The 26,992-nt window shown below is 44.9% G+C and carries 28 protein-coding genes and 1 pseudogene; 10 read left to right on the top strand and 19 right to left on the bottom strand.

The features are described from left to right. Window positions 1-23: 23 nt before the first annotated feature. Both DYB02_RS24190 and accD read right to left on the bottom strand, forming a co-directional pair. Window positions 24-1,101, bottom strand: a pseudogene (locus tag DYB02_RS24190) (threonine aldolase family protein). 144 nt (window positions 1,102-1,245) lie between these two features. After that, entirely contained in the window at window positions 1,246-2,115 is an 870-nt protein-coding gene (gene accD / locus DYB02_RS24185) for an acetyl-CoA carboxylase, carboxyltransferase subunit beta (protein ID WP_029805028.1), read from the bottom strand. A 109-nt stretch (window positions 2,116-2,224) separates the two neighbouring features. Here accD and DYB02_RS24180 point away from each other — a divergent pair, with 109 nt between their 5' ends. From DYB02_RS24180 to DYB02_RS24160, 5 genes are all read left to right on the top strand, one after another. Next, window positions 2,225-3,130 (top strand): LysR family transcriptional regulator, encoded by a 906-nt coding sequence (locus tag DYB02_RS24180; RefSeq protein WP_029805026.1) that lies wholly within the window; start codon window positions 2,225-2,227, stop codon window positions 3,128-3,130. Window positions 3,131-3,285: 155 nt separating this feature from the next. Next, a complete protein-coding gene (locus tag DYB02_RS24175) occupies window positions 3,286-3,900 on the top strand; it encodes a 3'-5' exonuclease (protein WP_021821603.1) in 615 nt (204 codons plus the stop codon). Window positions 3,901-4,149: 249 nt separating this feature from the next. Then, window positions 4,150-4,677, top strand: a complete 528-nt coding sequence (locus DYB02_RS24170; protein WP_017447611.1) for a DUF6795 domain-containing protein — start codon at window positions 4,150-4,152, stop codon at window positions 4,675-4,677. Window positions 4,678-4,794: 117 nt separating this feature from the next. After that, the gene (locus DYB02_RS24165) at window positions 4,795-6,555 is read left to right on the top strand and encodes an ABC transporter ATP-binding protein/permease (protein WP_029805024.1); all 1,761 of its coding nucleotides are present in this window, start codon (window positions 4,795-4,797) and stop codon (window positions 6,553-6,555) included. 301 nt (window positions 6,556-6,856) lie between these two features. Further along, window positions 6,857-7,249, top strand: a complete 393-nt coding sequence (locus DYB02_RS24160; protein ID WP_005498716.1) for a hypothetical protein — start codon at window positions 6,857-6,859, stop codon at window positions 7,247-7,249. Between the two features lie 39 nt (window positions 7,250-7,288). Here the strand turns inward: DYB02_RS24160 and DYB02_RS24155 are convergent, their stop codons facing one another. From DYB02_RS24155 to DYB02_RS24135, 4 genes are all read right to left on the bottom strand, one after another. Then, the gene (locus DYB02_RS24155) at window positions 7,289-8,293 is read right to left on the bottom strand and encodes a metal-dependent hydrolase (RefSeq protein WP_029806352.1); all 1,005 of its coding nucleotides are present in this window, start codon (window positions 8,291-8,293) and stop codon (window positions 7,289-7,291) included. Between the two features lie 333 nt (window positions 8,294-8,626). Then, entirely contained in the window at window positions 8,627-9,085 is a 459-nt protein-coding gene (locus tag DYB02_RS24150) for a hypothetical protein (protein ID WP_029806353.1), read from the bottom strand. Between the two features lie 94 nt (window positions 9,086-9,179). After that, window positions 9,180-10,208, bottom strand: coding sequence for a phospholipase A (locus DYB02_RS24145; protein ID WP_005478421.1), 1,029 nt, complete (start codon window positions 10,206-10,208; stop codon window positions 9,180-9,182). Between the two features lie 232 nt (window positions 10,209-10,440). Then, window positions 10,441-10,944: a DUF2938 domain-containing protein gene (locus tag DYB02_RS24135; RefSeq protein ID WP_029806354.1), complete on the bottom strand. Its 504-nt coding sequence runs from the start codon at window positions 10,942-10,944 to the stop codon at window positions 10,441-10,443. 84 nt (window positions 10,945-11,028) lie between these two features. Here DYB02_RS24135 and DYB02_RS24130 point away from each other — a divergent pair, with 84 nt between their 5' ends. Then, window positions 11,029-11,436 carry a helix-turn-helix domain-containing protein gene (locus DYB02_RS24130; RefSeq protein ID WP_020842055.1) on the top strand — a complete coding sequence of 136 codons (408 nt, stop codon included), beginning with the start codon at window positions 11,029-11,031 and terminating at the stop codon, window positions 11,434-11,436. A gap of 64 nt (window positions 11,437-11,500) precedes the next feature. Here DYB02_RS24130 and def read toward each other — a convergent pair whose 3' ends face one another. From def to DYB02_RS24095, 7 genes are all read right to left on the bottom strand, one after another. Beyond that, entirely contained in the window at window positions 11,501-12,007 is a 507-nt protein-coding gene (gene def, locus DYB02_RS24125; RefSeq protein WP_005395192.1) for a peptide deformylase, read from the bottom strand. A 220-nt stretch (window positions 12,008-12,227) separates the two neighbouring features. Continuing rightward, window positions 12,228-12,686: an ABZJ_00895 family protein gene (locus DYB02_RS24120; protein ID WP_029793330.1), complete on the bottom strand. Its 459-nt coding sequence runs from the start codon at window positions 12,684-12,686 to the stop codon at window positions 12,228-12,230. Window positions 12,687-12,718: 32 nt separating this feature from the next. Further along, window positions 12,719-13,048 (bottom strand): YceK/YidQ family lipoprotein, encoded by a 330-nt coding sequence (locus DYB02_RS24115; RefSeq protein WP_005478428.1) that lies wholly within the window; start codon window positions 13,046-13,048, stop codon window positions 12,719-12,721. Between the two features lie 312 nt (window positions 13,049-13,360). Beyond that, window positions 13,361-13,612 (bottom strand): DUF2999 family protein, encoded by a 252-nt coding sequence (locus DYB02_RS24110; RefSeq protein ID WP_005395194.1) that lies wholly within the window; start codon window positions 13,610-13,612, stop codon window positions 13,361-13,363. 100 nt (window positions 13,613-13,712) lie between these two features. After that, a complete protein-coding gene (locus DYB02_RS24105) occupies window positions 13,713-15,158 on the bottom strand; it encodes an AGE family epimerase/isomerase (protein ID WP_029806795.1) in 1,446 nt (481 codons plus the stop codon). 113 nt (window positions 15,159-15,271) lie between these two features. Beyond that, window positions 15,272-15,808 carry an AAA family ATPase gene (locus tag DYB02_RS24100; RefSeq protein WP_029806794.1) on the bottom strand — a complete coding sequence of 179 codons (537 nt, stop codon included), beginning with the start codon at window positions 15,806-15,808 and terminating at the stop codon, window positions 15,272-15,274. Window positions 15,809-16,106: 298 nt separating this feature from the next. After that, window positions 16,107-17,453 carry a magnesium transporter gene (locus DYB02_RS24095; RefSeq protein WP_021448459.1) on the bottom strand — a complete coding sequence of 449 codons (1,347 nt, stop codon included), beginning with the start codon at window positions 17,451-17,453 and terminating at the stop codon, window positions 16,107-16,109. A 212-nt stretch (window positions 17,454-17,665) separates the two neighbouring features. Between DYB02_RS24095 and DYB02_RS24090 the strand changes: the two genes are divergently transcribed. Beyond that, entirely contained in the window at window positions 17,666-18,541 is an 876-nt protein-coding gene (locus DYB02_RS24090) for a universal stress protein (RefSeq protein WP_029804746.1), read from the top strand. A gap of 45 nt (window positions 18,542-18,586) precedes the next feature. Here the strand turns inward: DYB02_RS24090 and DYB02_RS24085 are convergent, their stop codons facing one another. Together DYB02_RS24085 and DYB02_RS24080 are read right to left on the bottom strand one after the other, a co-directional pair. Beyond that, window positions 18,587-18,976, bottom strand: a complete 390-nt coding sequence (locus tag DYB02_RS24085; protein WP_025535246.1) for a MazG nucleotide pyrophosphohydrolase domain-containing protein — start codon at window positions 18,974-18,976, stop codon at window positions 18,587-18,589. Window positions 18,977-19,002: 26 nt separating this feature from the next. Continuing rightward, window positions 19,003-19,431: a PaaI family thioesterase gene (locus DYB02_RS24080; protein WP_025604569.1), complete on the bottom strand. Its 429-nt coding sequence runs from the start codon at window positions 19,429-19,431 to the stop codon at window positions 19,003-19,005. A 210-nt stretch (window positions 19,432-19,641) separates the two neighbouring features. Here DYB02_RS24080 and gloA point away from each other — a divergent pair, with 210 nt between their 5' ends. Both gloA and DYB02_RS24070 read left to right on the top strand, forming a co-directional pair. Further along, a complete protein-coding gene (gene gloA, locus DYB02_RS24075; protein WP_005395208.1) occupies window positions 19,642-20,028 on the top strand; it encodes a lactoylglutathione lyase in 387 nt (128 codons plus the stop codon). Between the two features lie 11 nt (window positions 20,029-20,039). Continuing rightward, on the top strand, window positions 20,040-21,140 hold the full coding sequence (locus tag DYB02_RS24070; protein ID WP_029804745.1) for an alkene reductase: 1,101 nt from the start codon (window positions 20,040-20,042) through the stop codon (window positions 21,138-21,140). A gap of 120 nt (window positions 21,141-21,260) precedes the next feature. Here DYB02_RS24070 and DYB02_RS24065 read toward each other — a convergent pair whose 3' ends face one another. Then, the gene (locus DYB02_RS24065; RefSeq protein WP_005454233.1) at window positions 21,261-21,536 is read right to left on the bottom strand and encodes a nitrogenase-stabilizing/protective protein NifW; all 276 of its coding nucleotides are present in this window, start codon (window positions 21,534-21,536) and stop codon (window positions 21,261-21,263) included. 241 nt (window positions 21,537-21,777) lie between these two features. Here DYB02_RS24065 and DYB02_RS24060 point away from each other — a divergent pair, with 241 nt between their 5' ends. Next, complete coding sequence (locus DYB02_RS24060; RefSeq protein ID WP_029804744.1) at window positions 21,778-23,628, top strand: acyltransferase family protein; 1,851 nt, start codon at window positions 21,778-21,780, stop codon at window positions 23,626-23,628. An 80-nt stretch (window positions 23,629-23,708) separates the two neighbouring features. Here DYB02_RS24060 and DYB02_RS24055 read toward each other — a convergent pair whose 3' ends face one another. The 3 genes from DYB02_RS24055 to katG all read right to left on the bottom strand — a co-directional run bounded on the left by DYB02_RS24055 (window position 23,709) and on the right by katG (window position 26,970). After that, window positions 23,709-24,179, bottom strand: a complete 471-nt coding sequence (locus tag DYB02_RS24055) for an RES family NAD+ phosphorylase (RefSeq protein WP_005376497.1) — start codon at window positions 24,177-24,179, stop codon at window positions 23,709-23,711. A gap of 1 nt (window position 24,180) precedes the next feature. After that, window positions 24,181-24,633: an Xre family toxin-antitoxin system antitoxin gene (locus DYB02_RS24050; RefSeq protein WP_005454082.1), complete on the bottom strand. Its 453-nt coding sequence runs from the start codon at window positions 24,631-24,633 to the stop codon at window positions 24,181-24,183. Window positions 24,634-24,795: 162 nt separating this feature from the next. After that, on the bottom strand, window positions 24,796-26,970 hold the full coding sequence (katG, locus tag DYB02_RS24045) for a catalase/peroxidase HPI (protein WP_029804743.1): 2,175 nt from the start codon (window positions 26,968-26,970) through the stop codon (window positions 24,796-24,798). Window positions 26,971-26,992: the final 22 nt, after the last annotated feature.

The following is a 26,992-nucleotide window of genomic DNA, read 5'->3' as shown; positions in this document are numbered from 1 at the left end:
AGTAAGCTCGCATATTGATAAGTTTATGCCTTACCACCGAGTAACTGGTTGAAAAATGACCTTAATTCTTCGTCACCAAGGTTGAGCAGGTAGTCACCGACATACCACTCAACGATGGATTGATGTGGATGTGCCGTGACTTGCGGATTACCAAACCAAATGCCCTTTTCTGTAGCGAAAGTATGTTGAAGTTCTTTCAACTTTTCACAGCTGAAAGGCAGGATAAGGTGCAACATGTTTGCTTGCGGTTGGGTTGGTCTTACCGCCAAAGATGGGAACTCATCAATGATCTTGTAGATTTGTTTTGTTCGCTCAAACAGATCCGGTAGCTGCGCCAACCTTTCATCGAACTGCATTGCCGCAGACACTACATAAGGTGTTCTGTGGTACAGGTTGCCACCTTGTCGCTTCATCCTCATTGAGGCCAGTTCAATGAACGCCTTTGAACCAAGCAGCATAGATCCGCCCATGCCGTTAATGCCTTTATAGAGTGGTACATACGTCGTATCAAAACCAGCGGCGATCTCGCGGTATTCTTTCTGATAATACGCTGCGGTTTCCCAAAGCCTTGCACCATCCATGTGGAGATGAATGTCTTTTTCGGCGCAGTAAGCTTTGATTTCTTCCAGTTCTTGCCATGAAGGTAACTGACCGCCAATTTCTCGCATCGGGAGTTCATACAAAACGGCTGAGATTTCATCCGGCCACGCAGTGAGACCCTCAAGCTTCCACGTTTGGTAAACGTTCCCTACTGGCAAAAACACTAAAGCGATGTTGAAGCTGATAGCCTTGCTTTTCATGTTCAGGTATATGGCTAGATGCATGCATCGCAACAATAGGATTACGCTTTTGTCTTGTGACGATTTCTAGCACCGTTGGCTGTGTCATCGTCCCAGTGACAACAAAAAGGCCCGCCTCGTAACCCAGCAGATCGGCAACCTTTTGCTCGAACGCGTGAATCGTTTCTCCCTCGCCATAGACATCGTGATTCACTTTGTTCTCTTCACACCACTTTGCCATTTTTGCAAAGTGCTCGGCTGGAGAGTCTTCTTTATTACCTGGGAGGTGGGTATGACAAAGCTGTTTTAGGTGGGTACTCATTGTTCTGTCCTTTGAATCAAATCTTCAGCAATGTAACTTGTTAAAACGGAGGCGTAAACTGCATTTTCGAGGCGTGGTTTCTGAAAGGTCGAACGCATAGCAGTGAGTATCTCAAAGAACATATAAAGCATGAGCCAACCGCAATTACTTAACTTCTAGTCGGATGCTTGTATTAGTGAGTTTTGCTATCAATCCACCTATTCTCGCGCGCATATCGTGCCTTTGCACAATCATATCTAAAGCGCCATGCTCAAGCAGAAACTCGCTTTGTTGAAAACCATCCGGTAGCTTTTCTCGTACAGTTTGCTCAATTACGCGACGTCCTGCAAACCCGATTCTAGCCTCAGGCTCACCAATATTGATGTCCCCCAGCATTGCCAAGCTTGCCGAGACGCCGCCAAAGGTTTGATCGGTCAATACCGAGATATAAGGCAAGCGCGCATTGGATAAACGCTCCAACGCAGCGCTGGTTTTGGCCATTTGCATTAAAGCCATCAGCGACTCTTGCATACGTGCGCCACCACACGCAGAAAAGCAAACTAACCCGCAATTTTCCTCTATCGCCGTATTCACAGCATCAACAAAACGAGCACCCACAACCGACCCCATCGAGCCAGCCATGAAAGAGAACTCGAACGCGCAAGCCACGATGGGTAAGCCCAACAGCTCGCCTTTCATTACGACCAACGCATCTTTTTCGCCAGTACTTTTTTGAGAGAGAGCAAGACGCTCTTTGTAGCGTTTCTTGTCCTTAAAATTGAGCAGATCTTTCGGCTCATATTTGCTAGCAAGCTCTATACGCTCACCTTTGTCCAAGAAGCTGTCTAAACGATGTCGCGCAGACATTCGCAAATGGTGTTGACACTTGGGGCAAACTTCCAAGTTTTCCTTGAGCGCGATGCGATACAGCACTTGGTCACAAGACGGACACTTAGTCCATACGCCTTCCGGAATCGACGCTTTACGCGTATTAATGATGTTCTTTTTATCTAATAGTTTTTCTAACCAACTCATTGGAAAACCTTTATGCCCAAACAACGGTAACTCGCATTGTATAAACCTGTTTTAAGTAATAAAGTGCAACTTATTGGCTTTATAATCCAACCAAATGGGATTAATGGAGATGCTTGAGAAAATTGATCAGCAATGGCTAAAAAGCTTCCATTGTGTCTACGAGAACAATAGCTTCAAAAGAGCCGCCGAGTTTTTATCTCTGCCGACATCAAATGTCAGTCGCCACATTGCGTTACTTGAAGAACAGCTTGATGTGCGTTTATTCGACAGAACGACTCGACGAATCTGTGCAACAGACGCTGGAGAACAGCTCTATTTACGCACACAGCCTTTGTTAGACAAACTGAATGATGTGCTTGAAGAAGTGACGCAATACTCTCGTGAGGTCATGGGGCAACTCAACGTTGTCATGCCAGATTCACCAGAACTAGCTAAAGCCGTCGTCTCTTTTTGTGCTCAGTACTCTGCTATTTCATTGAATTGCGAGACGAACCTAAGCCCTAAAGAGGACTTGCTCGATGGGTTTGACGTTATCTTGAGTTTTCACCGCGGCAAGCTTGAAGACAGCAATTGGATTGCAAAAGAGATCAAGCGTTGGCCGAGTGTTGTGATCGCGTCACCTAAGCTACTGCACACACGTCAGAGGCCTTTCAAAATTACCGATTTGAAGCACGTTCCTTGTATTAGCAGCTTCACTGCATTGAAAGGTACACCTTGGGTTTTCAAAAACTCAGAAGGAGAACAGATAACTCAACGAGTAAAATCTGCATTTAAGGTCAACAGTGGGCAACTTGCTAAAGCCGGCGCGTTAGCAGGATTCGGGTTTGCGATTCTACCTGTCGAGTTTTGCCATGAAGAAATCGAATCAGGAGATCTGGAAGTGATCGAACTGGAATATGAACCCGAAGATTTGGTGCTGTATGCCTTTTACGCTTCCAGAAAACACGTAGCCAAGAAGATCCCGGCGTTTATCGAGCACTTAAAACGCCAAGCGAATAACGAAACAAGCGGGTAAAGCCATAGACTTGCCTATTACTGCCCATACATTGTGAACCAGAAAGGCTGACTTTGTAGAATCCAAATAGACAAAGGAGCACCGTTGAATTCGCCTTTCTTTTTCTGTCGCTTTCAATAATACTCTTGCGCAATATTACTCAGCTGGAAAACTTCATGCCTCAAGCAAACTCTGTGGTCGTACTCGACTTTGAAACCACTGGTCTCTCTCCTACTTTGGGTGACCGTGCAATAGAAATTGGTGCGGTAAAGTTAGTCGATGGCGAGGTTGTTGATAGTTTTCAGCAACTCATGAATCCCGGTTTCAGAGTGAGCTCCTTCATTGAGAACTACACCGGCATTACCAATAACATGTTGCGAATAGCACCAAGCTGCGAAGAGGTCATGGCATCATTTAGTGAGTTCATTGCTGGCGAGAACCTTATCGCTCATAACGCTTCATTCGATAAACGATTTTTAGATGCAGAGCTTGAGCGAATCAACTGTGGTTATTCAGGTGAGTTTGCTTGCTCCTTACTGGTGGCAAGACGGCTCATTCAAGATGCTCCGTCACACAAGCTAGGTGAACTTGTTCGCTATAAAAATATCGACAACGACGGTGTTTTTCACCGCGCACTAGCCGATGCGCAAATGACGGCCAAGCTTTGGCTCTTAATGGTCGAAGGATTAGAAAACTCAGGTATCGTTAAGCCAAGTTTTCAGTTGATGCAAACAGTTAGTAAAACAGCAAAAGGAAAGGTCGACCTGCTACTCGCCAAAAGCCGAGCTTAACTCCCTCCCAACTAAAATCTGGTTCTAGTCTCTTAGGCATTTTAGCAATTTTCGATATACATGCGATATGGATAGCCCTGTGAATACCGCAGTGCTTCTTATTCAAAATAAATATTGGCTATTCATCCTATCCTCCAAAACTTCTAAAAAATCGTGAATTATGTCTCAGCAATTTAGATACTCGCTATAGCCGCTCAAGACAATACGCAACAATTCGAGGTGTATTCACTGACTGCTGAGTTATAACTTATGATCGACAATGTGTTTCTGTTCTTAGAACAGTTTGCAGATTTACTGATGCTCGTACTGATTTCTGTTTTTGCTGTTGGCTTTTTGTTTTGTGGTAAAGAAGCTCGTGAATTTACACCAAGGATAAAAGGACGTATTACGAAAGAAGACATTCCCATAAAGAATGCAAATGTAGTACTTAATATTCGGTCAGCAAATCGTTCTTTCGAACGTAGCTTCACCACGAACATAAATGGGGAATTCAAATTTGATCCTGTTTTCAGAAAAAGGAACAAAGTTCTAAGTATTTTTGATGGTCTATTTCAAACAATATGCAGTGTAGAAGTGACCACTACTGTTGCTAATCACAAGGTTGTTATTTGGAAAGGAATTTTCAGGCATCACGTTATCGGTGTGAAGGAAAGAGTCAATATGTCTAATTTAAACTGCGAAGCGACCAATCCCATCAGAAAGTTTGAATTTCAATCCCATGGGGATTCCGTAAGTAGTCAATGTGACTTAAGTGATTACTTAAGAGTAAACAGATAGAGTATTGTTTACTCTATCAAACTCCTCAACTTCCTACTCCGAAAGCGGCAGTTCACTGGTCTCACCAACCAAACTCGCTTACTATGCCAGTTACCTAAAACGCTTTGTGAGTCACTCATGAGCCGAAAAAATAACAAAAATCTCAGCATTCTTCTTAAACTCAACACCTTTATTGCGCCTTATAAATGGCGGGTTGCAGCGGCCTTGGTTGCACTTGTCGCAACAGCAAGTTTAACGTTATCCGTTGGTTATGGAGTACGTATTCTTATCGACCAAGGGTTTGCACAGCAATCATTGCAAGAGCTTACCAATGCGATTCAGTTTATTGTTGGTGTCACACTATGTATTGCCATTGGGACTTTCTTTCGCTTCTACCTTGTATCTTCGGTGGGTGAGCGCGTCAGTGCGGATATTCGCCTTGCGGTGTTCAACCATGTGATTACGCTGCATCCGAGCTATTTTGAGACCAACAGTAGCGGCGATATTATGTCGCGCCTGACTACCGATACCACGTTGCTGCAAAGCATTATTGGTTCATCGTTCTCGATGGCGATGCGTAGCGCTTTGATGTGCTTTGGGGCCATCATAATGTTGTTTGCCACCAACGTTAAGCTCACACTGATTGTGCTGGCTTCTGTGCCTTTGGTTCTGGTTCCGATTTTGTTTTATGGACGACGCGTGCGTGCGCTCTCTCGCCAAAGTCAGGACTCAATGGCCGATGTCGGCAGCTACGCTGGGGAAGCAATAGAACATATTAAAACCGTGCAAAGTTTTAGCTCAGAGCCGTACGAACGAGCGGCTTTCGCTGTCGAGGTGGAAAAAGCGTATGAAGTGGGCAGACAGAGAGTAAAACAACGCGCGATCCTGATCTCTGGCGTTATTGTGATTGTGTTCAGCGCAATTGCGGGCATGCTTTGGGTTGGCGGCAGCGATGTGATTCACGGAAAGATGTCTGCGGGTGACCTAGCCGCGTTTGTGTTTTACGCCATTATGGTTGCCTCATCGACTGCAACCATTTCCGAAGTCATGGGCGAATTGCAAAGAGCCGCAGGCGCTACCGAGCGACTGATTGAGATCCTTCAAGTAGAAAGCGATATTAAAGCACCAAACAACCATTTGCCTGTCCGTTCAGACATGTCTGCTGAAGTTAGCTTTAAGTCGCTGAATTTCAACTACCCTTCTCGCCCAAATCAACCTGCTGTCAAAGGATTAAATTTAACCGCTGAACAAGGCAAAGTATTGGCGTTGGTTGGCCCTTCTGGCGCAGGTAAAACAACGCTATTCGAACTGCTGCAACGCTTTTACGACCCACAACAGGGGCAAGTGTTGTTTGGTGGCGAAGACATTCGACAGTTCGATCCAAACGAGCTTCGACGCCAAATGGCACTCGTACCTCAACAACCAGCGCTGTTTAGCCATGATGTGTTTCACAATATTCGTTACGGTAATCCAGAAGCCACAGATGAACAAGTCATCGAAGCCGCCAAAAAAGCCCATGCCCATGAGTTTATTGAGAAGCTTCCCGAAGGCTATCACAGCTTTTTAGGTGAGCGCGGCGTTAGGCTATCAGGCGGTCAAAAACAGCGCATTGCGATTGCTCGCGCGATTCTAAAAGATCCAAAAATCTTACTGCTGGATGAAGCGACCAGCGCCCTTGATAGTGAAAGTGAGCATCACGTTCAGCAAGCACTTGAAGCACTGATGAAAGGACGCACAACGCTGATCATTGCTCATCGTCTTTCAACTATCCAACATGCGGATAAAATAGCGGTGCTGGACAATGGTGAGTTAGTCGATGTTGGTAACCACCAATCATTAATGCAAAGCTGTGAGTTGTATCAGCGACTTGTGGCGTTGCAATTTAAGCACTTAGAGTAGCGCCTAGTTAAGCCCCTAAAACAAGCAAAGGCGAACCAAACGGTTCGCCTTTTTCTGTTTATTCACTTCCGTGAACTTTGTGCAATCCAAACATCCTTTCACTCATCTCAAAAACCTCACTCCACTATTTCACTACTCTACCACTCCACTTAGAAGACGAACAACTTCACTCGTAACCAATCTGTTTTCAAAATAGGAAATCACCACTGTAAAAGTTCACCGCGTTTTGTCTTGCTGACTATGGTTACAATATTTGTGAAATCAATGCCTTCAAACCAAATTACAAGAAAGTGGCACCGATATGAACAGCGAAGCGAAACAACTTTTTTATCATTTATGTCAGCAATACGATGCGCTCTCTCAAGATTTAGAGTCTCGCGCGTTTCCTGAGTTTTCCGAGACCATCACTCATCCGCTTGGACACTGCTTTGTCCGTTGCCCTGTAGGCAGCCAGCGCTTTTCCATTGTTGCAGTCAACTTCGTGCCCTCCGTTCGCGGGCAAGGCGTGCTTACTGCATTTATCGACTACATTAAAAGCCATCCATATCATTACCAAGGCGTTGAAGTCGCTATCATTGAAAACAAAAGCTTAGCAAAACGACTGTTGTCTCTTGGATGGAAGTACAAATCTCTGTCTAGCAAAATCTTCTTTGCTAATAAGCCGACACTGGTGAAGGACTTTCAATCGGCTTGATAGTCACTGAGTCGCTCCCCTTGTACCCCAAGTAAGCGCTCAGTCAAAATCCGTAAGCATATTGAGAAAAGTTTGGCGGTCTTCCGCTGTACTACCTCGATGAGCAGTGTATTCGACGTGTTCATCCGCACTGGCTTTTGGGGATAGATTGATGCCCCACAGCGCATTAATTTGGTTTGGCACGATGGAGTAACGCACATCAACAATTCGCATTTCGTCATCCGGGTCTTGCACTACAAAACCATTTGAAAACCAACGGAAACGTTCAATATCTTTCGCTTGCTGCGATTGCGGGTCGAGCCATGGAAATTGTGTTTTCACATTGAGCTTTGGTGTGGATTCGCCAGGATAGATTTTTATTGAGCGCCCCACTCTTACCGCATCCACATAGTAGTTATCTTCCGTTTCATAAATCACTTTCCAGACCAAAAGATTGCCGAAGGTTGGTTTTGCTTTTAGCTGCACAGCGCTGTGCTGTCGCTCTTGGACAATTTTCCATCCGACCGCTTCTGCTCTATCTCGTTGAATAACCCCAAGAGTCAGATAAGCCAGAGACCATAGAAATGCGACACGCGCGTAATTTCGATTTCGCTTCAGTGCGGCAAAGAAAAGCAGGATCAAAATCGGAAGTGAGAAAGCGGGGTCGATAACAGAGATCGTATTCCAGGCATAGCGTGTGTTGCTTATCGGCCAAAAAAGCTGAGTCCCATAGCTGGTGCAAGCATCTAACAGCGCATGGGTGCTATAACCAAGGGCACAATAAAACCAACTCTGTTGAAAGTTTAGCTCTCGTCTTTTTGCAAACAACGGATACAACACTAAAGCACAGAGAAAACTGCCAAAAGGGATAAACAACAATGAATGGGTAAAGTGTCGGTGATATTCCAAAAACAGTAATGGGTCACTTGATGAACGGATAAGTACGTCAAAATCCGGAGCCATCCCAGCGGCCACGCCTAACACGCCAGCAGCCACAATATGCCGCTTGTTACTTGCAGACTGCGGCAAAGCAGCGCCCAGTAAACCTTGCGTTAACGGGTCCATTATTTACGCCCACCACGATAACGTAGGCGAGAGAGAAGGCATATGCGCTTCAAAATCGGTTCAAATTTAAAAACCAGAACGTTCTCCGACATAAATTATCCGTATTTAAGTGGATTGGAAATCACGGCTTAATGATGCATTAAAGTGTTCGAAAACAAATGCTTTGATTTTAGTGTAAGAAGGAATCGCCCTATTCGCTAGTGAGAAGCGAACCTGAAGCGAGGATCGAGGTGTACGTCAGAAGTCCAAAACGGCGGATTTTACAGACGTAAAATAAAACAAGGCGAACCAGATAGCTAGCCTTGTTTACTGAACGATTAACGACAAAAAACCTTAGTCTCGAGGGTTTTCTTTCGCGTTGATTTCAGCGTAAGTATGCAGAAGCTCTGTCAGAGTTTTCACCCAAGCAAAAACATCCGAAGGGGTATTTTCGAGTAGTTTTTCTACTAGTTCACAGTGTGTTTCTAGCGTGATTGCCTCTTCCAAATGGAATGAAATCGCATAGAAATGCCAAAGCACCAGTCGCGTCATTCGCTCGCTATTTTGCTTTGCATTGTCTGAGTCATCAAACGCTTGTTGAATTTCACTCAGTGCGATTGCTGTCATGCGTAGCATTGCATCAAGACGTGCAGACAACATACGGTCTTCGCTATCCACTTCTTCTTGATCAAAAGTAAACAGCTCATTCATCACGTCTTCTGGCACCATTTTACTGATCATGCGAGCACTAAACTCTTCCAGTTCATGGCGAGGCATGGTTACAAGACAATCGAAGGTGTAATCACGAAGCATAAAATCACTCTAGGTTGGAAATCAATTTTAGCCACGCATTCTAAATACTGAAATCTCAATTGCCAGCGTTTATTTCTATTGGACTATCGAAAAACTACAGAACACCGTTGATCGCGATACCAACACCAATGCGCTGCTGATTATGATCGTAGTCAATTAAGCTCTTGCCGTATCCAGTCGAGTATTGAGCATATCCCCTAACTTTTCCCCAAATTGGAAACAACAAACCTATCTCAGCATAGCCTTTATGCGTTTTAAAATTCTCGCGCCCCAAGAACGTCAACTCGTAATCGTCCCATTTGTAGGCGCTTGTTAGCTCAAAATGCCCCATGTAATCTTCGATATCTGGGTTATCATCACCTTTAGGATCATTCGGAAAGGTTTTTTCGTCCTCAGGTATGCGCCACCAAGGCTGGATAGAGGCGACAAAATTGTCTTTCGCAAAGGTTAAGTTGGTATAAACGCGGTTCCAACTGCGCGATAGCTCTTGTCTCTGACCATTTGATTCATGCTCAATACCGAAACCCAGCCAAGTTGAGCCACCAAGCGGCTGCCAACTTGTAGGAGTGAAGTAAAACAGCTCAGGACGATAATTGGTTTCGCGAAACGGACGCGACGCATCCCCTGTGTATACCTGCCAGAACGATTTGAGCGTCATACCAAAAAACAGACCATCGCCGTCAAACAACAAATCGTCGTAGTTCATTGGTACTTTAAAGCTGATTTGAAACTCTGCCTCTTCCTTACGCAGTTCATCGCCGTATTTGGTGTCGGCATACGCACGTTTGTTTACGCGGTCACTATAAGTAAACGGAAGAATGTAGTTAATTCGATGTGCAACCAAGCTAAAAGGCTCGAACGCGGTTTGCTTTTCTGACTCCAAACGTTTATCGATCAAGCTTTCTTGCGGTTCTTCTGATTCTTTCGTTGTTGATTCGACAGACGCAGTGCTCGTGACGGTATCTAACTCACACTGCTTGCGAATGCTCTCGATCGTTTCTTCGCCATTGCTTTTTTTGATTGTTTCTAGCAAACATAAATCGTATGCGCTTGCGGTCTCTCCCATCGCCACCGGAGCTACTAATAAACTCAGTATCGATATCCCTGTCGCTTTTGAAGCCATCTGAAATCCTCAATAATCTTGATGTCAAACCAGACAATTCTAATTTTTATCGGTAAATCACTTGCCATAACGGAGTTAAGGTAATGTTAAATGTTGGCCGACTTTACGTCTTGGATTGATACGACAGATTTAAAAGATATCTGCTCACTATGAACAGAGCGCCAAAAAAACCAAGAGTTGAGCATCATAAATCCAAACCGAAAACAGTACGTTTTTATGATGCACATGCTCACTACATAACATACTGACTCACACCTTTGATAGCGAATGCGGTAATGAATAAGCCCAATCCATAAGCCAAATGCGCCAATGTGCTAAGAAAACGAGCTTTCCAAGGTGTTGGGGTTTTACTGGCAGCAAAACCAAATCCTAAACAAGGTTGAATGACCAAAAATGGGAACACCAACGTTACCGCACCTGTAATTAAGCCAGGTGTTAGGCTAGGCTCTACCAACCAATGATGACCAAAAACAGCAATGTGAGCCAAAGCGAAAACAACGCCAATGGCATAATGCAAAAACCAACCGAGTGCTTTTTCTCCCGGCATCGGGTCTGTTGACATAATTGGCGCATGCACAAGCTTCCCTTTTGGCATGCACAAAACCCAGCGCGCAACCAATGCATAATTTAATGAGGGAACACCAAACACTCTCCTTTGTAGCCAAGCCCATAAATCCATTATCACAGTCGCACCAATCCCTATTAGCGCCGCTTGTAATCCTATTAAAAACAGCATTTTTCGCTCCTCAAGTTTTTGATTTGTTAAGGTCTTAGTTGCATGCTACAACTTAAAGCCAACTTGAAGTCAATGAGGAATAGAATGGATATTGCTGAAGTGGTTAAAAAATCAGGATTGCCGACCTCAACACTCAGATACTACGAACAATTGGGGTTAATTCGCTCAATAGGAAGGAATGGATTGAGACGTCAATATTCGCCAGAGGTACTCAGTAAACTCAACTTAATTAGTTTAGGGCGTATCGCTGGAATATCACTTAACGAAATGGCGGAAATGTTGAATCACTCAGAAGGTTCAAAACCATACATTGATCGTGACTTACTGGCGAAAAAGGCGCTTGAGATTGATGAGCAAATAACACGTTTGAAAGCGGTGCGAGACAGCCTAAACCATGTTGCCTCCTGCCCTCATGAGTCACATATGGACTGTTCTTCATTTCAGAGGCTTATGAAGGTCGTAAAGCGTTATGTCCCCAAAAAACCGAGATAAACCACTCTACTTATTCTTGATTTAAAAGGAAGCAACTCGCGGTTGTGAGTTACTTCCTCCCATCTTACTTAGCTTGCGCTTTTACGTACTTCTTCACTTTTTTCATCGCCATTTTTTGCTTTAACGGTGAAAGGTAATCAATGAACAAGTTACCAGATAGGTGGTCAATTTCGTGCTGCATCACAATCGCTAAGAACTCATCGCTCTCGATTGTAATCGGGTTGCCATCACGGTCCAATGCAGACACAACAACTGATGTGTAACGCTCTACATCGGCATAGTATTCGGGAACAGATAGGCACCCTTCTTGACCAAGTGCTTTGTTTTCTCCGCTCACCACTTCTGGGTTGACTAAGATTAAAGGATCATTGCGTTCGTCAGAGATATCGATGACAACAACTGCCTCTTTTCTGCCCACTTGGGTTGAAGCTAAACCGATGCCATTGCCCGTTGCATAAAGTGTTTCTAGCATATCGTCGATCAACGTTTGTATTGTCGATACATCAGTGACTTTTTCTGCTTTTACTTTAAGCCTTGGGTCTGGAATGGAGAGAATTTCGAGGACTGCCATACTTACCTTTCGTTATCTGTAAATCGTAATTTCCGGCGAATTATACACACGTTTGGGCAGACATAAACATGTTGAGTTTTCGTGGAAAGACCGTTTCGTCTAAAACATTCGATTTTGCTAGAGACCAAAGAGACACAAAGAAAGAGAAAACAATAACGCCAGCACGATATGGCTGGCGTCTTTTTTACGTATCAATCTTTAAGCGTCCGTTATATTTGAGTTACGCACCCTTTTGCGCTTTTAGCAAAACCTTAATCGCCATTTTTTCACCACTCTTAAAAATAAAGTACGCGAGACAAACGGTTATTAAGGTTAATACAACGATAATAATACTGAACCAACCTAGTTCCGCTATCAATTCAAATATAGAGATGCCCAAAAACATTAAGATGAGAGAAAACACCACTAAGCTCGATAAATTCCAAAGCAGCACTGAATACCATCTCGTTGTCGAAGGCATTATATTCCCTGTTTTATAGCCAAAATAATATCCTACACTCATCGCTGGTATTAACGTCCCAAGAAAGCCGACACCGTTCATTTCCATGCCAGAAATGTACTCAATAATAAATAGCAGTATGGCCAAACAAACTGATGCCAAACACAAAAGCGACGTTACAAAGAGCACCGAGGAAGCGTTGTTTTCTGTTGAGTAATTATTTTTCGATTCCACTTTCATTTCCTTCCATTTATTTGAATAAAATAAGCGTGTTAGATCATGCTGCCGCTTGGACAACCTAGAGAAACAACACCGCCATAACTCGTTGTTGGTGTAGCTACCATGATTAAATCAACAGGAAGAAACACAACGTCCGTTGCTAACGACAAAGGAATGTCAATCAATGAAAGTGGGTATAACGCGATGGAAGTAATATCAGCTCTTAAATAGCAAGGTTGTCGTGCGACAGATAACGCTGTGCCTGAAAACGGCTTTCCGTATCCGCCACCAGCATGCGCATCTATAGACGAACACCCCACCATTAAAGATGCTGACACCACAAGAAATACAACTTGTAGCTTTTTAAATATATTTATTTTCATTTAACCTAGATTCCAACTAACTATTTTTTTAAAACTAAACCCTCTCTAAAATTGTATATTCAATGAATTTACTCATATGGGTCTAGTGCAACCATGTTAATACGTTCTATGTATTAGAAACAATTCATTTATTTCCAATAGCACCCGTGAGTTCATGCGACGTGACTAGAATCGCACTTAATTTTTTATGCAAGCACCAAGTTAAGCTCAACCTATTCGCTTTCCCGTTGGAGTCGCGTACCTTTCATCTGATGTAAAAAAGCCGCCAGAACCATTTGGCTCTGGCGGCTTTTGTTTTTATCGAAAACTCGATTACTGCTGTAGCTTCGCTTTGGCTTCTACTACTTTGGAGAAGTCTAGGCCTAGCTCTTCCACTGCTTCTTTAATCAGTACAGGGTTTTGCATTACCTGCGCCATTAACGCTTGAAGCTGATCTTGTGGCAGACCTAGTTGGCTGATAGTTGCCATTGCAGCCAGAGGGTTTTGAGTTAACGCCTGAAATAGCTCGTTGATTTGCTCGTCGCTAATATTGTTTTCTTTCAACATCGCAAGAATCGGGTTCATCAAATTACCTTTAAATACTATGTAAAACAGACCCGCAGTTTACCATTGGGTTTTGTTAGTTTGCACGCAGACTTTAACCACCACACTACCATCGACCAAGTTATGGTCGAATATTGGTGAACGTTGCGGTAGTGACTCCATCACTTTGCGACGAAAACGCTTTTATATCCGCGTTAAAGTAATATGGATTAAGTGGCATTTTACTTTCGGCTGGTCGCGCGTAGTAAAGGTTAGCGGACTGTTTTGCCATTTGTTGCGCGTACAAATACCCGACCAACGCATGTTCAAACTGGTGGTAACCATTTCCCCAATGGAACGCTTTGGTTGATTTAGGATTCAGACCAACACCTCCGTACTGATGATCCACCCACACGTCCATAAAGGTGGGTAACGTGTATTGAAGCGTTTCTTTCATCGAACCATCGACAAGAGAAACCGTCATCGCCGCTTGATCGAGTTCAGCCCATTCCCAAGACGAGCTGTAATGCTTGTGCGGTCTTGATTGCCAAGCAGGAATGCTCTCTTGCGTCCATTTACTCTGCCATTCTGGTGAGAAGAGCGCTTTGACTTGCTCAAAGTTTTGCTGGTATTGCGCTTGTTTAAGCGTGTGTTTCATTCCTTTGAAACCAAACTCTGTCCAATTGGAATTCTCCAACAACTGACCAGTGAGATACGTCATCCAATACGCTTTGATGGTGTGTCCAAAATCATTGTGTTTCGCATCTGGCATCATTACCGCTTTGTGGTGTATCGCGCCATAAAAGCGCTGCTCTTTGTCGGAGTGGTAGTTATCCAGCATCACTTGCGTCAGCCATTGCAGATCTTGTTTCCACTTGGCTTGCGCTGCCTCTGGTAAAAGTGGCGCCGTTAACAACAAGTAGCCATTAATTTGGTCAAGTTGAGCGACTAACTCTTGCTGCTTCTCACTTTCTCCATCACCATCTTTCAAAACCCACGCCAGACCGCGATCATCGCTTCGTCGGTATTGTTTAAATATAAACGCTTGCTGGTCGATAAGTGCTTGTTCAACCTTTGGATCTTGCGTCAAGTAGTAGTACATCGCCAAGCCCACCAAGGCGTAAGCTTGGTCTTGAGAAGTTCGCTGTTGCCACTCCATCCCCGGCTTTCCACTACGTGTAAAGCTCACGAAGCCACCGTTTTTCTCATCTTGTAGATGATCAATCAGGTAATAAGCCCCTTTCTTGGCTAGCTCTAATGCTTGTTTGTCACCCGTAAGATGAAAAAGCACGCCATAAGCGTAAGTTTGACGCGATTTCATGCGTGTGTATTCGCGATCGAAGTGCGGGCTAATCCACCCTTTGTTTAATTCTTCACACGGCTTTTGTGGGTCGAGAATGACACCGTTATCACAACGAAATGTCGGAAAATTCCCCGCAGGTTGCCCATGCGCGCTTTCCATCATCCAATATGGGGCTAGGCCATTCGTCACATGGTTTAACCAATCATCCCCCGAAGGCAGGTCCACATCAGCAAAGCTGTTCATGCTCGTCGTTGCAAGCAATAAGGTAAGATATTTAAAAGACATAATACTCAATTAAGTTATTGAATTTTATCCAGTATAAATAACTCCCTTTGCGCATATTGTCGTCGTGGTCACAATCGCCTTACGCATTTGTTTGCATTATTCACCTGTCTGCCTTATTCGATGACTGAGTCGAGAATAAACGCCACTCTGTCTTCGACTGACATTTTGGGCACTTCGATCAATTGATAACCAAACTTGTGGTATGCATCGACCATCTGTTGATATGTGGCGACCGCTTCAGAAAAATCTTGCTTTCGCTCTTCATCGTTGCTGAATATCGATGCCCATGGTGGAAAAATGAATACTTGAGAATGATAACGAAGCGTTTGGCAATGCGTGATGAGCTCATGCGAAATTGGCAGTTGTTCCAACTTGCTGTAGCCATATACATCCACAATACTGCGATCAAAAAATACGTCCCCTTGGCGGACATTGAAAGATCGGTAGTTGCTCACTTCTTCTTTTGTCATTTCATCTCGAAAGGCTTGTTTGTCATTCCAAGGTAATGCTGAACCGTGATTCGCAACCTGCGTTTGTATCACGTGACGACCTGTTTCTGGCGCGCAGATAAAGCCTTGTGTTTTTAGTTGTTCGATAACCGAGGTTTTTCCTGCACCGGGACCACCAGTGAATACGATGAGTTTGTTCAAAATCTTTTCCTTATTTTATTTTTTGTTTGAGTGAAGTAATGCGTGTACAGCCAAGAAAATTGGCATCATTTGGCGTTTGAAATTGGCATGGCATTTGACACGCCAGCGTTAAGCGAGATCGTTAGTGGAAAGTTTTGGGGTAGAAATGAGCAGTGAAAAATATTGATGAAATGAAAGCTTAAACGGCGTGTTCAGCGTTTATGAAAACGGAGGAATTTTGAGCAAACCAAACTTGCCCAAAATATTGGGTTGGGAAATGGAGAGATTGGATCATTAGGTTAACGCGTCAATTGGCTTTCTATATCAAGAAGATGGCACCTAAGCCTAAGAACGCAAAGAAACCGACGACATCGGTAACGGTTGTTAATACTACCGAGCCAGCCACGGCGGGGTCAATGTTAAACTTCTTCAACGTGAATGGTATCAACGTCCCCGATGCCGCGGCCGCCAAACTATTGAGGAAAATTGCACAACAGATAATAAGCGCCAATGGCCAAGAGTCAAACACCATGTAGACGACACCTGCGATGACTAATCCCATGATCAAGCCATTAATGGTGGCGATTTTTAACTCCTTATTCACCAATAGCTTCAAGTTACTTTGGTGCAAGTGGTTCAATGCGATACCCCGAATGGCCACCGCTAAGGTTTGGCTACCTGCGATGCCGCCCATACTCGCCACAACGGGCATTAAGATAGCAAGCGCTACAACTTGCTCGACCACGTTATCAAAAATACCAATGATGGCAGAGGCAACAAAAGCGGTCAGCAAGTTAATCACCAACCAAAGTGCTCTTAGCCTTGTCGCCACAGTTAATGGTGTGAACAAATCTTCTTCACTTCGTACGTTTTCTGCCACTACAGCTTGTAGGCTGAGTTCACGCAAGGTAATCGCGATGGTCGCCATCGACAAAACGCCCATAATTTTGCCACCAGCCATGATAGGAAACCAATGCGCTCCACCATCAATCGAGACCTGTTTACTGACGCTTTGAATCGTTTGGATATCTTCCAGAATTGGCGTTACTACGGTCAAGTCTGTGAGTTTGGTATGGTTCTCATGCAGCAACAGGGTTTGAGGTTCTATCGTCCCAATAACGCCTCCGACATCGCGCACAATGATCAATCGCACCGGGCTTTGTCCGCGTTTTAACAACTCGGTTTTGATGCCTCCTACGCTGTTTTTAGGATTTGCGACTAAAAAATGCGGCTCGGCATATCTCCCCACTTTATTATCTTCATACGACAATGCTTGTTGAATGTGCGCGACCGACTCTTCACTTTGGTCGATAAGGTACTCATCCACAAATTCGGTCGGTAGAAAGTCTGCAAAGATGATCAGTTCCGAATCCGTGATGTACGCTAAGCGTTCATGTTGCAGCTCTTTGTTGAGTGATTGATGAATGTGCTTGGCGGTGTCGTATCGCAGCAAATTTAATACCGTCCAGTACTTCTCTGGCGGCACCGCTTCTATCACGCGTTTACGATAAGCAATGTTGACCGACTCCAAAATGTTCGCGATTTGCGCTTCCTGATAGTCTTTCAAAAAACCGAGGTCTTCGGTCGACTCTATCGCTTTAATGATCTCGGCAAGCAAATGAGGCACTTTGCGATTAATTTGTAATTGGCTGGAATCTATCATCATTGTCACCGATTTCCTTGGGCATCACGTTAGTGTCAACACGATGTCTATTACCTAAAGGCATGAGATCCTGATGTTCAAATTTTAGGCAATGGCGCACACAATTGCGGAATTTATATTTTGCTCGCAGAAACAGAACGTCTTTGCATAAGGGGATGGTATAAACTTTTAGTGTGCATTAGGCGCATTTGCCTCGTTTGATAATGGAGTAATCAATGGCACCAGTATTTTTTCTGACTCAGCAAGCCGCCTTACCAAGTCGTAAGGTGCTTCGTAAAGTGATTCAGTTTGCGACAGCGCTGGCTCAACCCATCGTGGTATTGGTGGAAGATCACCGCCGGAGTGAAGATCACGCGTTCGCGCATTTCCTTAGTTTCAACTCTGACCATATAGAAAAGAGACAAGCTGAGTTTGAAGCTTGGACATCAAAATTTAAAGACTTCGTTATCGAACTTTGTGAAGAAGAGGAAGTTGAAACGCCAACACTCTCTTACGAGCATTTCAAAGGGAGTCATTGGATTGCTCAAGTCGCGAAACGGCTTGTCGACGACACAGATTTACTGCTCGTGGGGCATTTTAACAAGCACGACATTCAAACCTTACTCACCGAGCTAGCAAAAAACGATTGTGATTTATTGCTATTAAGTGAGCGTTCATGGCCTTCTCACGCCAACATGCTTTGCGCGATAGATCCGCTTCATCGAGGAGATGCAAAATCAGTCGTAGATAAAGCCATCGTATCGCGAGGCTCAAAGCTAGAAAAAACCTTGAGCGGAAAAATGACATTAGTTTACTGCCGCTACGTTGCGCCTTATCTGTCTCGCTATCGTGCAGAAATTTTGAGCAACCAAAAAGCAGGCATTACGGACTTTATTACTGCGCAAAAGTTAACACGAGTACCACTGCTGCTGCCAGAAGGAAACCCTGAAACGGCGTTACCAAAAACAGTTAAGCAATCACAAGCGGCAATTCTGATTATGGGCGCGTGTAAACGAAGCATGTCATCCCAATTTTGGTCTGGCAGCACTGTAGACACGTTACTTGATCAACCGCCTTGTGACCTGCTGCTCGTCAATAGCACGAAGGATTGATCAGGCTTCCCCATCCCGCCGCATCTTAAATAATATCACGCGCAGTTATTGGCTCTTCATGGTCTCTAACTGCGCGGCTTCATGTTCCGCGTTCAAGGCTTGTTTCTGCTGCTGTTTAACCTTATCCCAACTGCGTCCCGATTCAATCGCAGATACACGCTGCTCGTATTTAGTGCAGGCTCTTTCGAGTACTTTCTCAGGATCTATGCCCTTTTCTCTTTCCAACGCTTTTAATACGTTAAGATAGTTCCACAACACATCGCCTAACTCGTCTTCCAAATGACAAAGGCGGTCCTCACGAATCTCTTCACGGACTTCATCGACTTCTTTGCCAATGGCCTCCAGATAAGTCTCTACGCCTTTAAACCAAGTGTTGGTTTGGTCATATTGAGATTTTCTCGTCGCAATTGCGTACAGCTCATCAAATTTCTTCATTATCTCTCCGTAGAACGAGTTTTTATTTACGCCTCTTTAGGACGAATAAACTTCCCTTTTGCCGTCACTCTAACTTCATTATTGACCAGCAATTGAGCCACCAATTGATATATACCGCGGCGTTCACCTTCACAGTGTGCAGTAATCATAACGTGCTCATCTAGCTCAATAGGTGCATGGTAGCGCACATCCAACTGCGCGGTAAGGGCTTGAATGTCTCTAAATAACAAACAGTGCGTCATTGCACCATCGAGCAGCGAACTCGCAATGCCACCATGCAACAGGTCGGTGTAACCTTGATGACGCGGTAAAACGTGAAACTCTCCGACAACAGAACCATCGGCTAGGCACTGGTAGTTCACAGCCAAAGAGTTCGGATTCGCATCGATTGAAGAACAAACCGCACATTGATAATGAGCTTCGTGAGTGGAATGAAAGTGGCTGTTTGCGGACATGATAAGTACTCGGCTTGTAAAAAGAGTAATTAGCATATGCCAATTATCAAAAAGAAACGGCGAGTAATCTTTGTTTGCACGTTGTAGGGCCAACAACCTCATTATCCATAACGTTAAATAATCATTTTCATAATTAACGATAATTTCCAGTTTATTTAGAGTAGCGATAAGGTTTGCATCGTGATTACGCAACGTTATGAAAGGCGACTTATGAAGTTTCTCCACACGATGATCCGTGTTGTTGACCTAGACAAATCTATCGAATTTTATACAAAAGTTCTGGGTATGAGCGTTTTGGATCGTTTTGAAAACCAAGAATACCGTTACTCACTGGTGTTTGTTGGTAGCCCTGATCAACCAGATGGCGCGACCATCGAGCTAACTTATAACTGGGATACCGGCAGTTACGACTTAGGTAACGCATTCGGGCACATAGCGCTTGGGTGTGAAGACATTTACGCAGCTTGCGAAAAAATCAAAGCGCTTGGTGGTAACGTCACTCGCGAACCCGGTCCAATGAAAGGAGGAGAAACGCACATCGCCTTCATTAAAGATCCCGACGGCTACCCAATCGAACTGATTCAAACTAAACAATAACGAGGTTTCCTATGACAGACGCATTATTTCAACCGATTCAACTTGGCTCTCTCTCATTAAAAAACCGCATCGTCATGCCTCCGATGACGCGCTCTCGAACCTCTCAACCGGGTAATGTTGCCAACGACATGATGGCCACCTACTACGCTCAACGCGCCGAAGCGGGATTAATCGTTGCTGAAGGCACACAAATTTCACCAATGGGTCAAGGCTACGCGTGGACACCGGGTATTTATAGCCCAGAGCAAATTGCTGGCTGGAAAAAAGTAACTGATGCAGTGCACGAGAAAGGCGGCGTTATCTTCGCGCAATTATGGCACGTTGGTCGTGTGACTCATCCTGACAACATCGGCGGCGAGCAACCTATTTCATCTTCTGCGCTTAAAGCAGAAAACGTGAAAGTATTTATCGACAATGGCACAGACGAACCTGGCTTTGTCGACGTGGTTGAGCCGCGTGAAATGACCAAACAAGACATCAAGAATGTTATTGAAGAATACCGCCAAGCCGCATTAAACGCGATAAAAGCTGGGTTTGATGGTGTCGAACTTCATGCAGCAAATGGCTACTTGGTTAACCAGTTTATCGATTCTGAAGCGAACAACCGCACCGATGAATACGGCGGCTCAATTGAAAACCGTCTGCGTTTTCTTGGTGAAGTGGTCGAAGCGATGACGCAAGCCATTGGCGCAGAGCGTGTTGGTGTTCGCCTTGCACCATTCACTTCGTTAAACGGCACCGTTGATAGCACACCAGTCGACACCTACACCGCTGCTGCTGCGCTGCTTGATAAACTCAATGTGGTTTACATTCACATTGCAGAAGTGGATTGGGACGACGCGCCAGACACTCCGCACGACTTTAAAACCGCAGTTCGTGAGGCGTATAAAGGCACACTGATCTATGCCGGTCGTTACAACGCAGAAAAGGCGCAACACGCGATTGAGAGTGGTTTAGCCGACATGATCGGTTTTGGTCGTCCGTTTGTTGCAAACCCAGACTTACCAAGCCGCATCAAGCATGGCTATCCACTGGCAGAACATGACCCTGCCACATTGTTCGGCGGCGGTGAAAAAGGCTTAGTGGACTACCCTGCTTATCACGCGGGTTAACTCATCTACGTAAAGCCGATTCGCAACTCGCGACAAACCAATAGCTAACCCAAAAGAACCTTGCTCTTCCCCCTGTAACGCCAAGATGCAGGGTTCTTTTTTAGGCTAAGCCACCAAGAATTAACGTCTTTGACAAGATGTACAACCTCGGCACGCAGAGCGCGTCGTTTTACTTAGTAAACTGCGTTGTACTTTACAGTAGGCGTTTTTCAGTGCGCGGCGGCCTGAAAACCAATCATCCGGTTTAGTGAGGATTAAGTAGCCATTAAATCTCTTAACCAACTCGGTTCGGTTGTTTTCGATAAATCGGCTATCAAACTCGATTTCGAAGTAATTCAACGCTTCTTCGATACAAGTAAAGCTGGCAATTTTTTCCTGAATCGTATTCTCTGTCATTGTTTCTTTAGCGTTATCATTTTCAATGAAGTCTAAGAGCCTCGCGCTTTACGTTCTTTGATTTAGCGCTTCTTAACATCACTCTTTCTGGGATTTCCATATTGAAATTCAATTTGGGAATTCGTTATTTCCCCCAGCCTTTTCATTTTGACAATCAATTTAAGGTGCTGATTTAAAGCAACATTATTTCTGGTTCATATTTTGCTCTACTTCGTTAAACGGAATGTTGGAGGGACACGATATGACTTACAGAGCGGAAGTGGACGGATTAAGGGCGATTGCTGTCACGTTGGTGATTTTGTTTCATGCAGGAGTTGAGCAATTCGCTGGTGGCTTTATTGGCGTCGACGTATTTTTTGTTATCAGCGGCTATTTGATCACCACCATCGTGATTAACGATTTGGAAAACCAGAAGTTTAGCCTCGGTGATTTTTATGAGCGACGCATTCGCCGCATACTTCCCCTGCTACTGGTGGTGATTGCCGTCAGCTATTTGATGTCTTGGTGGCTATTTTTGCCACAAGCACACAAAGACGTTGGTCAGTTCGCAGTGTCTTCTATTCTTTCTTCATCCAACATTCTTCTGTATTTAAAAGGCCACAATTACTTCGGTTTAGAAGATCAAGCCAATCCGCTATTTCACACCTGGAGCTTGGGCGTTGAAGAACAATACTACATTGTCATTCCTTTGCTACTCATGCTACTCGCTCGTGGCAAAAACGCGTTTTACCTGACTTTTTTCATCGCGGTATTTGCGCTGAGTTTGATGACTATTGTTTATGCGAGCAACGATCCTGATTTCGCCTTCTACATGATCTTTTCTCGTGCTTGGGAGCTGGCAACCGGTTCATTACTCGCATTAGTAATGAGAAAAACCCAAGTTCAATCCAACGATACGCTGGCAACCATTGGCATCGTTTTGATATTGGCCTCTGCACTTTTGTTTGAAAAATCGCAAGATGGCGCGGGTATCACTTTGCTGGTGCCAGTCATCGGTAGCGCGTTAGTGATTTTGTTTGCCTCTAAAGACAATGTCTGCGGTAAATTGCTGAGCCTAAAATGGGTCGTGTTCGTCGGCTTAATCAGCTACAGCTTGTACTTGTGGCATATTCCGCTATTTGTGTTTTACCGCTACATGCTGGACGCAACTCAAGACGTCAATATCTCGCTTTACATTGCCGCTCTTTTTGTACTGTCTTACTTCACTTGGCGCTTTGTTGAAAAGCCGTTCCGCAGCCGAAAAGCCATGAGTATGCGTACTGTGTCTACGGTTGTTGTGTTGTTGACACTGCCCTTGTTGACGTTCGGCGTTATTGGTCATCAAAACGGTGGCTTTCCAGAAAGAAGCGCATTTTTCGAGGCCATGCGCGTTAACAACGGTTACGGTTTAGATTGCAACGGCAACACCGACGTTAACGATGTGTGCTCGTCTGCGCCGCAACCCACCATTGCTGTGTTAGGCAATAGTCACAGCATGGTTTACGTGAAGCGTCTATCCGAAGTAACACCAACTGGCGTGGTGCAACTTACTCAAGATTCCTGTGCGGTCGGTTATGTCGACATCCTGGAAGCTGCTGGCTCAATTTCTTGCCGACAGTTCTTCAAAGAGGCAGTCGATACCATTTTGCGTACCCCTTCTATTCGTCGCGTCGTTATCTCTTCCAACTTCAATAAAGAGCTTTCACAAGCCGATTACGAGGCATCATTAACTGGATTGTTGAATGAACTGGAAGGGAAAGAAGTGGTCGTTTTCGGCCCAACGCCTTCTGCACCGTTTGCGGTAGGAGAATGCCTTTGGAAAGCGCGTTTGTTTGGCGAGCCGGAAGAGTCCGCATGCGATTTCTCTCCCAAGCGACATCACCCTCAAAACGTGGCGAAGTTAGTGAACTACTTTGATCAATTTGAGCACGTTGAGTTTGTCGACTTGACCGATGCCATTTGCAGAAATGGCGTATGTCGAATGAAAGTTGGTGCGAACAACGCCATGTATACCGATGACAGCCATTTATCTTACAAAGGTGCTGAGTTGGTGCTTGGGCATTACCACAACAGTACGAATGAAGCTCAACAGTTCACTTACGACCGACAATAACCAAGAAAATAAGCTTTTATGCTTCAGCGCTTATCTCAGGTAAGCGCTGAATATTTTAGAGCAAGAGAAAGCCAACGCCTCTATTTGAAAATGCGCGGGTCAAACGCGAAATCAAGCTTTTCGGCTTTCTTGATGATCTCTTTCATTTTGGGATGATTTGGGTTCACTACGTAGTTTTTATCACGAGGTGAAATCGTTGAAGGCACTTGCAGCGCAGCAAACTCAGGATGAGGATCATTGAGAAACTGATCACCAATGTATTGCGTAGACTCGCTCGCCGGTATTGCTCGCCACGTCACTGGGAGATCTTCTTCATCTAAGGTGGCGATGAGGTATTCTGGCATTTCGATACGATATAAATCGTACAACTTGGTGATGGCAGGATCGTTGTTTACGTGAACAAACACTTCCAACGAGCAAAGGGATTCCGATTCAGAGAAGTAGAGGGCTTCGGTTCCTTTTGAGTTCCATCGCCCTCCAAATAACTTTGCGCCAACGGGGCTGAATGGCGTGTCAGCAAATTTCTTTTGTGTGAGACGATAGAGCTTCATATTACGAGAACACCCCGTGCTCTAAACGGCCGATCAAATCTTTCACGATTTCAAAATCCACCGTGGTCGAGACCATGTCTAGCGGCCTTTTTCCACCTAAGCCGTAAACATTCTCTTTCATCCATTCAAGCGCGCGTTCTTCGTTGTCAAACAGCTCTGTCGCGAGTTTTAATAACATCGCTAATCGATAAATCGCATCACTTTCTTGCGTATTGAAGCGTTCATCGTTTTTTAGACGACGCTTGATCGTGCTGACAGGTATCAATGTGACGTTTTGAAACTCATTTTGAGATAGCTTCACACGCTCAACAATATTGCGATACACCTTAGGTTCAAAACCTTTGTGAACCGCATCAGTGCGACCTGTCTCGGCGTCTTCAATACCCAACATAAACCAGAAATTGGCTTTATGAGGTTGTTTCGGTTTGAAGCTTTTTAATGCTGCAGTTGCCATATCAAGCTCCTTTAGTTCATATGGTCTAGTGATTATGGTTCAAATGAGCTTAATTTTCAAACAAAGTAAACAGCCACGTAAAGAAAAAGGCGAGCATTGCGCCCGCCTCTCTTACTTATTCATCAACTTTGTTTACGCATCTATCGATGAACATCGTTTCACTTATTGCAAGTCAAAACGATCCGCGTTCATGACTTTCGTCCATGCAGCGACGAAATCATGGATGAATTTTTCCTGATTATCATCTTGCGCATACACTTCCGCGTACGAACGTAGAATCGAGTTTGAACCAAAGACAAGATCTACTCGAGTCGCCGTCCATTTCACTTGGTCTGTTTTACGATCACGAATTTCGTATTGGTTCTCACCCGTTGGCTTCCATGTGTAAGCCATATCGGTGAGGTTTACGAAGAAATCGTTCGATAACGTACCCACGCGGTCGGTAAAGACGCCATCTTTGCTGCCACCGTAGTTGCTACCCAGAACGCGTAAACCACCAATCAGTACCGTCATTTCTGGTGCTGTCAAACCCATAAGCTGAGCTCGGTCGAGCAACAACTCTTCCGGCTTCACCACATAGTCTTTCTTCAACCAATTTCGGAAACCGTCAGCCACAGGTTCAAGCACTTCGAACGATTCCACATCCGTCATATCTTGAGAAGCATCGCCTCGACCTGGTGCGAAAGGCACAGATACATCGTGGCCTGCCGCTCGCGCAGCCAATTCAATACCTACGTTACCAGCAAGTACGATAGCATCAGCAACGCTACAGCCCTCTTCTGCTGCGATGCTTTCTAGCACAGCAAGAACATGACTTAGACGCTCTGGCTCGTTACCTTGCCAATCTTTTTGCGGAGCCAAACGAATTCTCGCGCCATTTGCGCCGCCCCGTCGGTCAGAGCCACGATAAGTACGGGCACTGTCCCAAGCGGTGGCGACCAAATCAGCGATAGACAAGCCGCTCGCTTCGATTTTGCCTTTCACAAGATCGACGTTGTAGTCCGTTTTGCCTGCTGGCGTTGGGTCTTGCCAAATCAGATCTTCGCTAGGTACATCTGGGCCTAGGTAGCACGATTTTGGTCCCATATCACGGTGAGTCAGTTTGAACCACGCACGGGCAAACATATCTTCAAAGTATGCAGGGTCTTGTTGGAAACGCTCTGAAATCTTGCGATATTCAGGGTCCATTTTGAGTGCCATGTCGGCATCGGTCATGATTGGATTGTAGCGCTTAGAGCCATCTTCTACATCAACAGGCTTGTCTTGTTCTTCAATGTCGATAGGCTCCCATTGCCAAGCGCCGGCTGGGCTCTTCTTCAGTTCCCAATCGTATTTGAAGAGCAAATAGAAATAACCGTTATCCCATTGAGTCGGATGCGTTGTCCAAGCCCCTTCCAAACCGCTTGTTACCGTGTCACGACCAATACCACGAGTCTTGTGGTTCATCCAACCAAGGCCTTGTTCATGCACGTCAGCGCCTTCTGGATCTGGGCCAAGGTTGGCAGCATCACCGTTACCGTGACATTTACCCACTGTATGACCACCAGCCGTTAGTGCAACGGTTTCCTCATCGTTCATTGCCATGCGCGCAAATGTCACTCGCATGTCTTGCGCCGTTTTCAGTGGATCTGGATTGCCATCCACCCCTTCTGGGTTCACATAGATCAAGCCCATCATTACTGCTGCAAGTGGGTTCTCTAAATCACGCTCTCCGGAGTAACGGCTGTTTTTCGCGCCACTTGGCGCAAGCCACTCTTGCTCAGAACCCCAATAGGTGTCTTTTTCTGGATGCCAAATATCTTCGCGACCAAAACCAAAGCCAAAGGTTTTAAAGCCCATCGATTCATAAGCCATGTTACCTGCGAGAATAATCAGGTCGGCCCAGCTTAACTTGTTGCCGTACTTTCTCTTGATCGGCCAAAGAAGTCGGCGTGCTTTGTCTAGGTTGGCGTTATCTGGCCAAGAGTTGAGAGGGGCAAAGCGTTGGTTACCGGTTGCGGCACCACCACGTCCGTCTGCGATACGATAGCTACCAGCCGCGTGCCATGCCATACGAATCATCAAACCGCCGTAGTGTCCCCAGTCTGCTGGCCACCAATCTTGGCTGTTTGTCATTAGGTCTTTTAAGTCTTGCTTGAGTGCGTCGACGTCCAGTTTTTTAAGTTCTTCTTTGTAATTAAAATCTGGACCAAATGGATTCGTTTTGGAGTCGTGCTGATGCAGGATGTCTAAGTTTAAGGCATTCGGCCACCAATCCATCACCGACTTGTCTGTAGATGTTTGTCCACCATGCATAACTGGACATTTACCTACTGAACCGCCGTTTGTATTGCTCATATTGTACTCCTTTATTTTGTAG

The sequence above is a fragment of the Vibrio parahaemolyticus genome, assembly GCF_900460535.1.
Taxonomy (GTDB): domain Bacteria; phylum Pseudomonadota; class Gammaproteobacteria; order Enterobacterales; family Vibrionaceae; genus Vibrio; species Vibrio parahaemolyticus.
Note: the sequence above shows the minus strand (reverse complement) of the source record. Positions and strands in the feature narration are given on the sequence as shown.

Bases quoted from the DNA above. Each gene is read 5' to 3' on its own strand.
- DYB02_RS24145 (WP_005478421.1), bottom strand. From the start codon at position 10,208: ATGGCTTCAAAAGCGACAGGGATATCGATACTGAGTTTATTAGTAGCT.
- DYB02_RS24060 (WP_029804744.1), top strand. From the start codon at position 21,778: ATGACTTACAGAGCGGAAGTGGACGGATTAAGGGCGATTGCTGTCACG.
- DYB02_RS24120 (WP_029793330.1), bottom strand. From the start codon at position 12,686: ATGAAAGTGGAATCGAAAAATAATTACTCAACAGAAAACAACGCTTCC.
- DYB02_RS24095 (WP_021448459.1), bottom strand. From the start codon at position 17,453: ATGATGATAGATTCCAGCCAATTACAAATTAATCGCAAAGTGCCTCAT.
- DYB02_RS24090 (WP_029804746.1), top strand. From the start codon at position 17,666: ATGGCACCAGTATTTTTTCTGACTCAGCAAGCCGCCTTACCAAGTCGT.
- accD (WP_029805028.1), bottom strand. From the start codon at position 2,115: ATGAGTTGGTTAGAAAAACTATTAGATAAAAAGAACATCATTAATACG.
- def (WP_005395192.1), bottom strand. From the start codon at position 12,007: ATGGCAGTCCTCGAAATTCTCTCCATTCCAGACCCAAGGCTTAAAGTA.
- DYB02_RS24070 (WP_029804745.1), top strand. From the start codon at position 20,040: ATGACAGACGCATTATTTCAACCGATTCAACTTGGCTCTCTCTCATTA.
- DYB02_RS24170 (WP_017447611.1), top strand. From the start codon at position 4,150: ATGATCGACAATGTGTTTCTGTTCTTAGAACAGTTTGCAGATTTACTG.
- DYB02_RS24080 (WP_025604569.1), bottom strand. From the start codon at position 19,431: ATGTCCGCAAACAGCCACTTTCATTCCACTCACGAAGCTCATTATCAA.
- DYB02_RS24175 (WP_021821603.1), top strand. From the start codon at position 3,286: ATGCCTCAAGCAAACTCTGTGGTCGTACTCGACTTTGAAACCACTGGT.
- katG (WP_029804743.1), bottom strand. From the start codon at position 26,970: ATGAGCAATACAAACGGCGGTTCAGTAGGTAAATGTCCAGTTATGCAT.
- DYB02_RS24055 (WP_005376497.1), bottom strand. From the start codon at position 24,179: ATGAAGCTCTATCGTCTCACACAAAAGAAATTTGCTGACACGCCATTC.
- DYB02_RS24050 (WP_005454082.1), bottom strand. From the start codon at position 24,633: ATGGCAACTGCAGCATTAAAAAGCTTCAAACCGAAACAACCTCATAAA.
- DYB02_RS24180 (WP_029805026.1), top strand. From the start codon at position 2,225: ATGCTTGAGAAAATTGATCAGCAATGGCTAAAAAGCTTCCATTGTGTC.
- DYB02_RS24065 (WP_005454233.1), bottom strand. From the start codon at position 21,536: ATGACAGAGAATACGATTCAGGAAAAAATTGCCAGCTTTACTTGTATC.
- DYB02_RS24165 (WP_029805024.1), top strand. From the start codon at position 4,795: ATGAGCCGAAAAAATAACAAAAATCTCAGCATTCTTCTTAAACTCAAC.
- DYB02_RS24155 (WP_029806352.1), bottom strand. From the start codon at position 8,293: ATGGACCCGTTAACGCAAGGTTTACTGGGCGCTGCTTTGCCGCAGTCT.
- DYB02_RS24135 (WP_029806354.1), bottom strand. From the start codon at position 10,944: ATGCTGTTTTTAATAGGATTACAAGCGGCGCTAATAGGGATTGGTGCG.
- DYB02_RS24130 (WP_020842055.1), top strand. From the start codon at position 11,029: ATGGATATTGCTGAAGTGGTTAAAAAATCAGGATTGCCGACCTCAACA.
- gloA (WP_005395208.1), top strand. From the start codon at position 19,642: ATGAAGTTTCTCCACACGATGATCCGTGTTGTTGACCTAGACAAATCT.
- DYB02_RS24115 (WP_005478428.1), bottom strand. From the start codon at position 13,048: ATGAAAATAAATATATTTAAAAAGCTACAAGTTGTATTTCTTGTGGTG.
- DYB02_RS24105 (WP_029806795.1), bottom strand. From the start codon at position 15,158: ATGTCTTTTAAATATCTTACCTTATTGCTTGCAACGACGAGCATGAAC.
- DYB02_RS24110 (WP_005395194.1), bottom strand. From the start codon at position 13,612: ATGAACCCGATTCTTGCGATGTTGAAAGAAAACAATATTAGCGACGAG.
- DYB02_RS24150 (WP_029806353.1), bottom strand. From the start codon at position 9,085: ATGCTTCGTGATTACACCTTCGATTGTCTTGTAACCATGCCTCGCCAT.
- DYB02_RS24085 (WP_025535246.1), bottom strand. From the start codon at position 18,976: ATGAAGAAATTTGATGAGCTGTACGCAATTGCGACGAGAAAATCTCAA.
- DYB02_RS24160 (WP_005498716.1), top strand. From the start codon at position 6,857: ATGAACAGCGAAGCGAAACAACTTTTTTATCATTTATGTCAGCAATAC.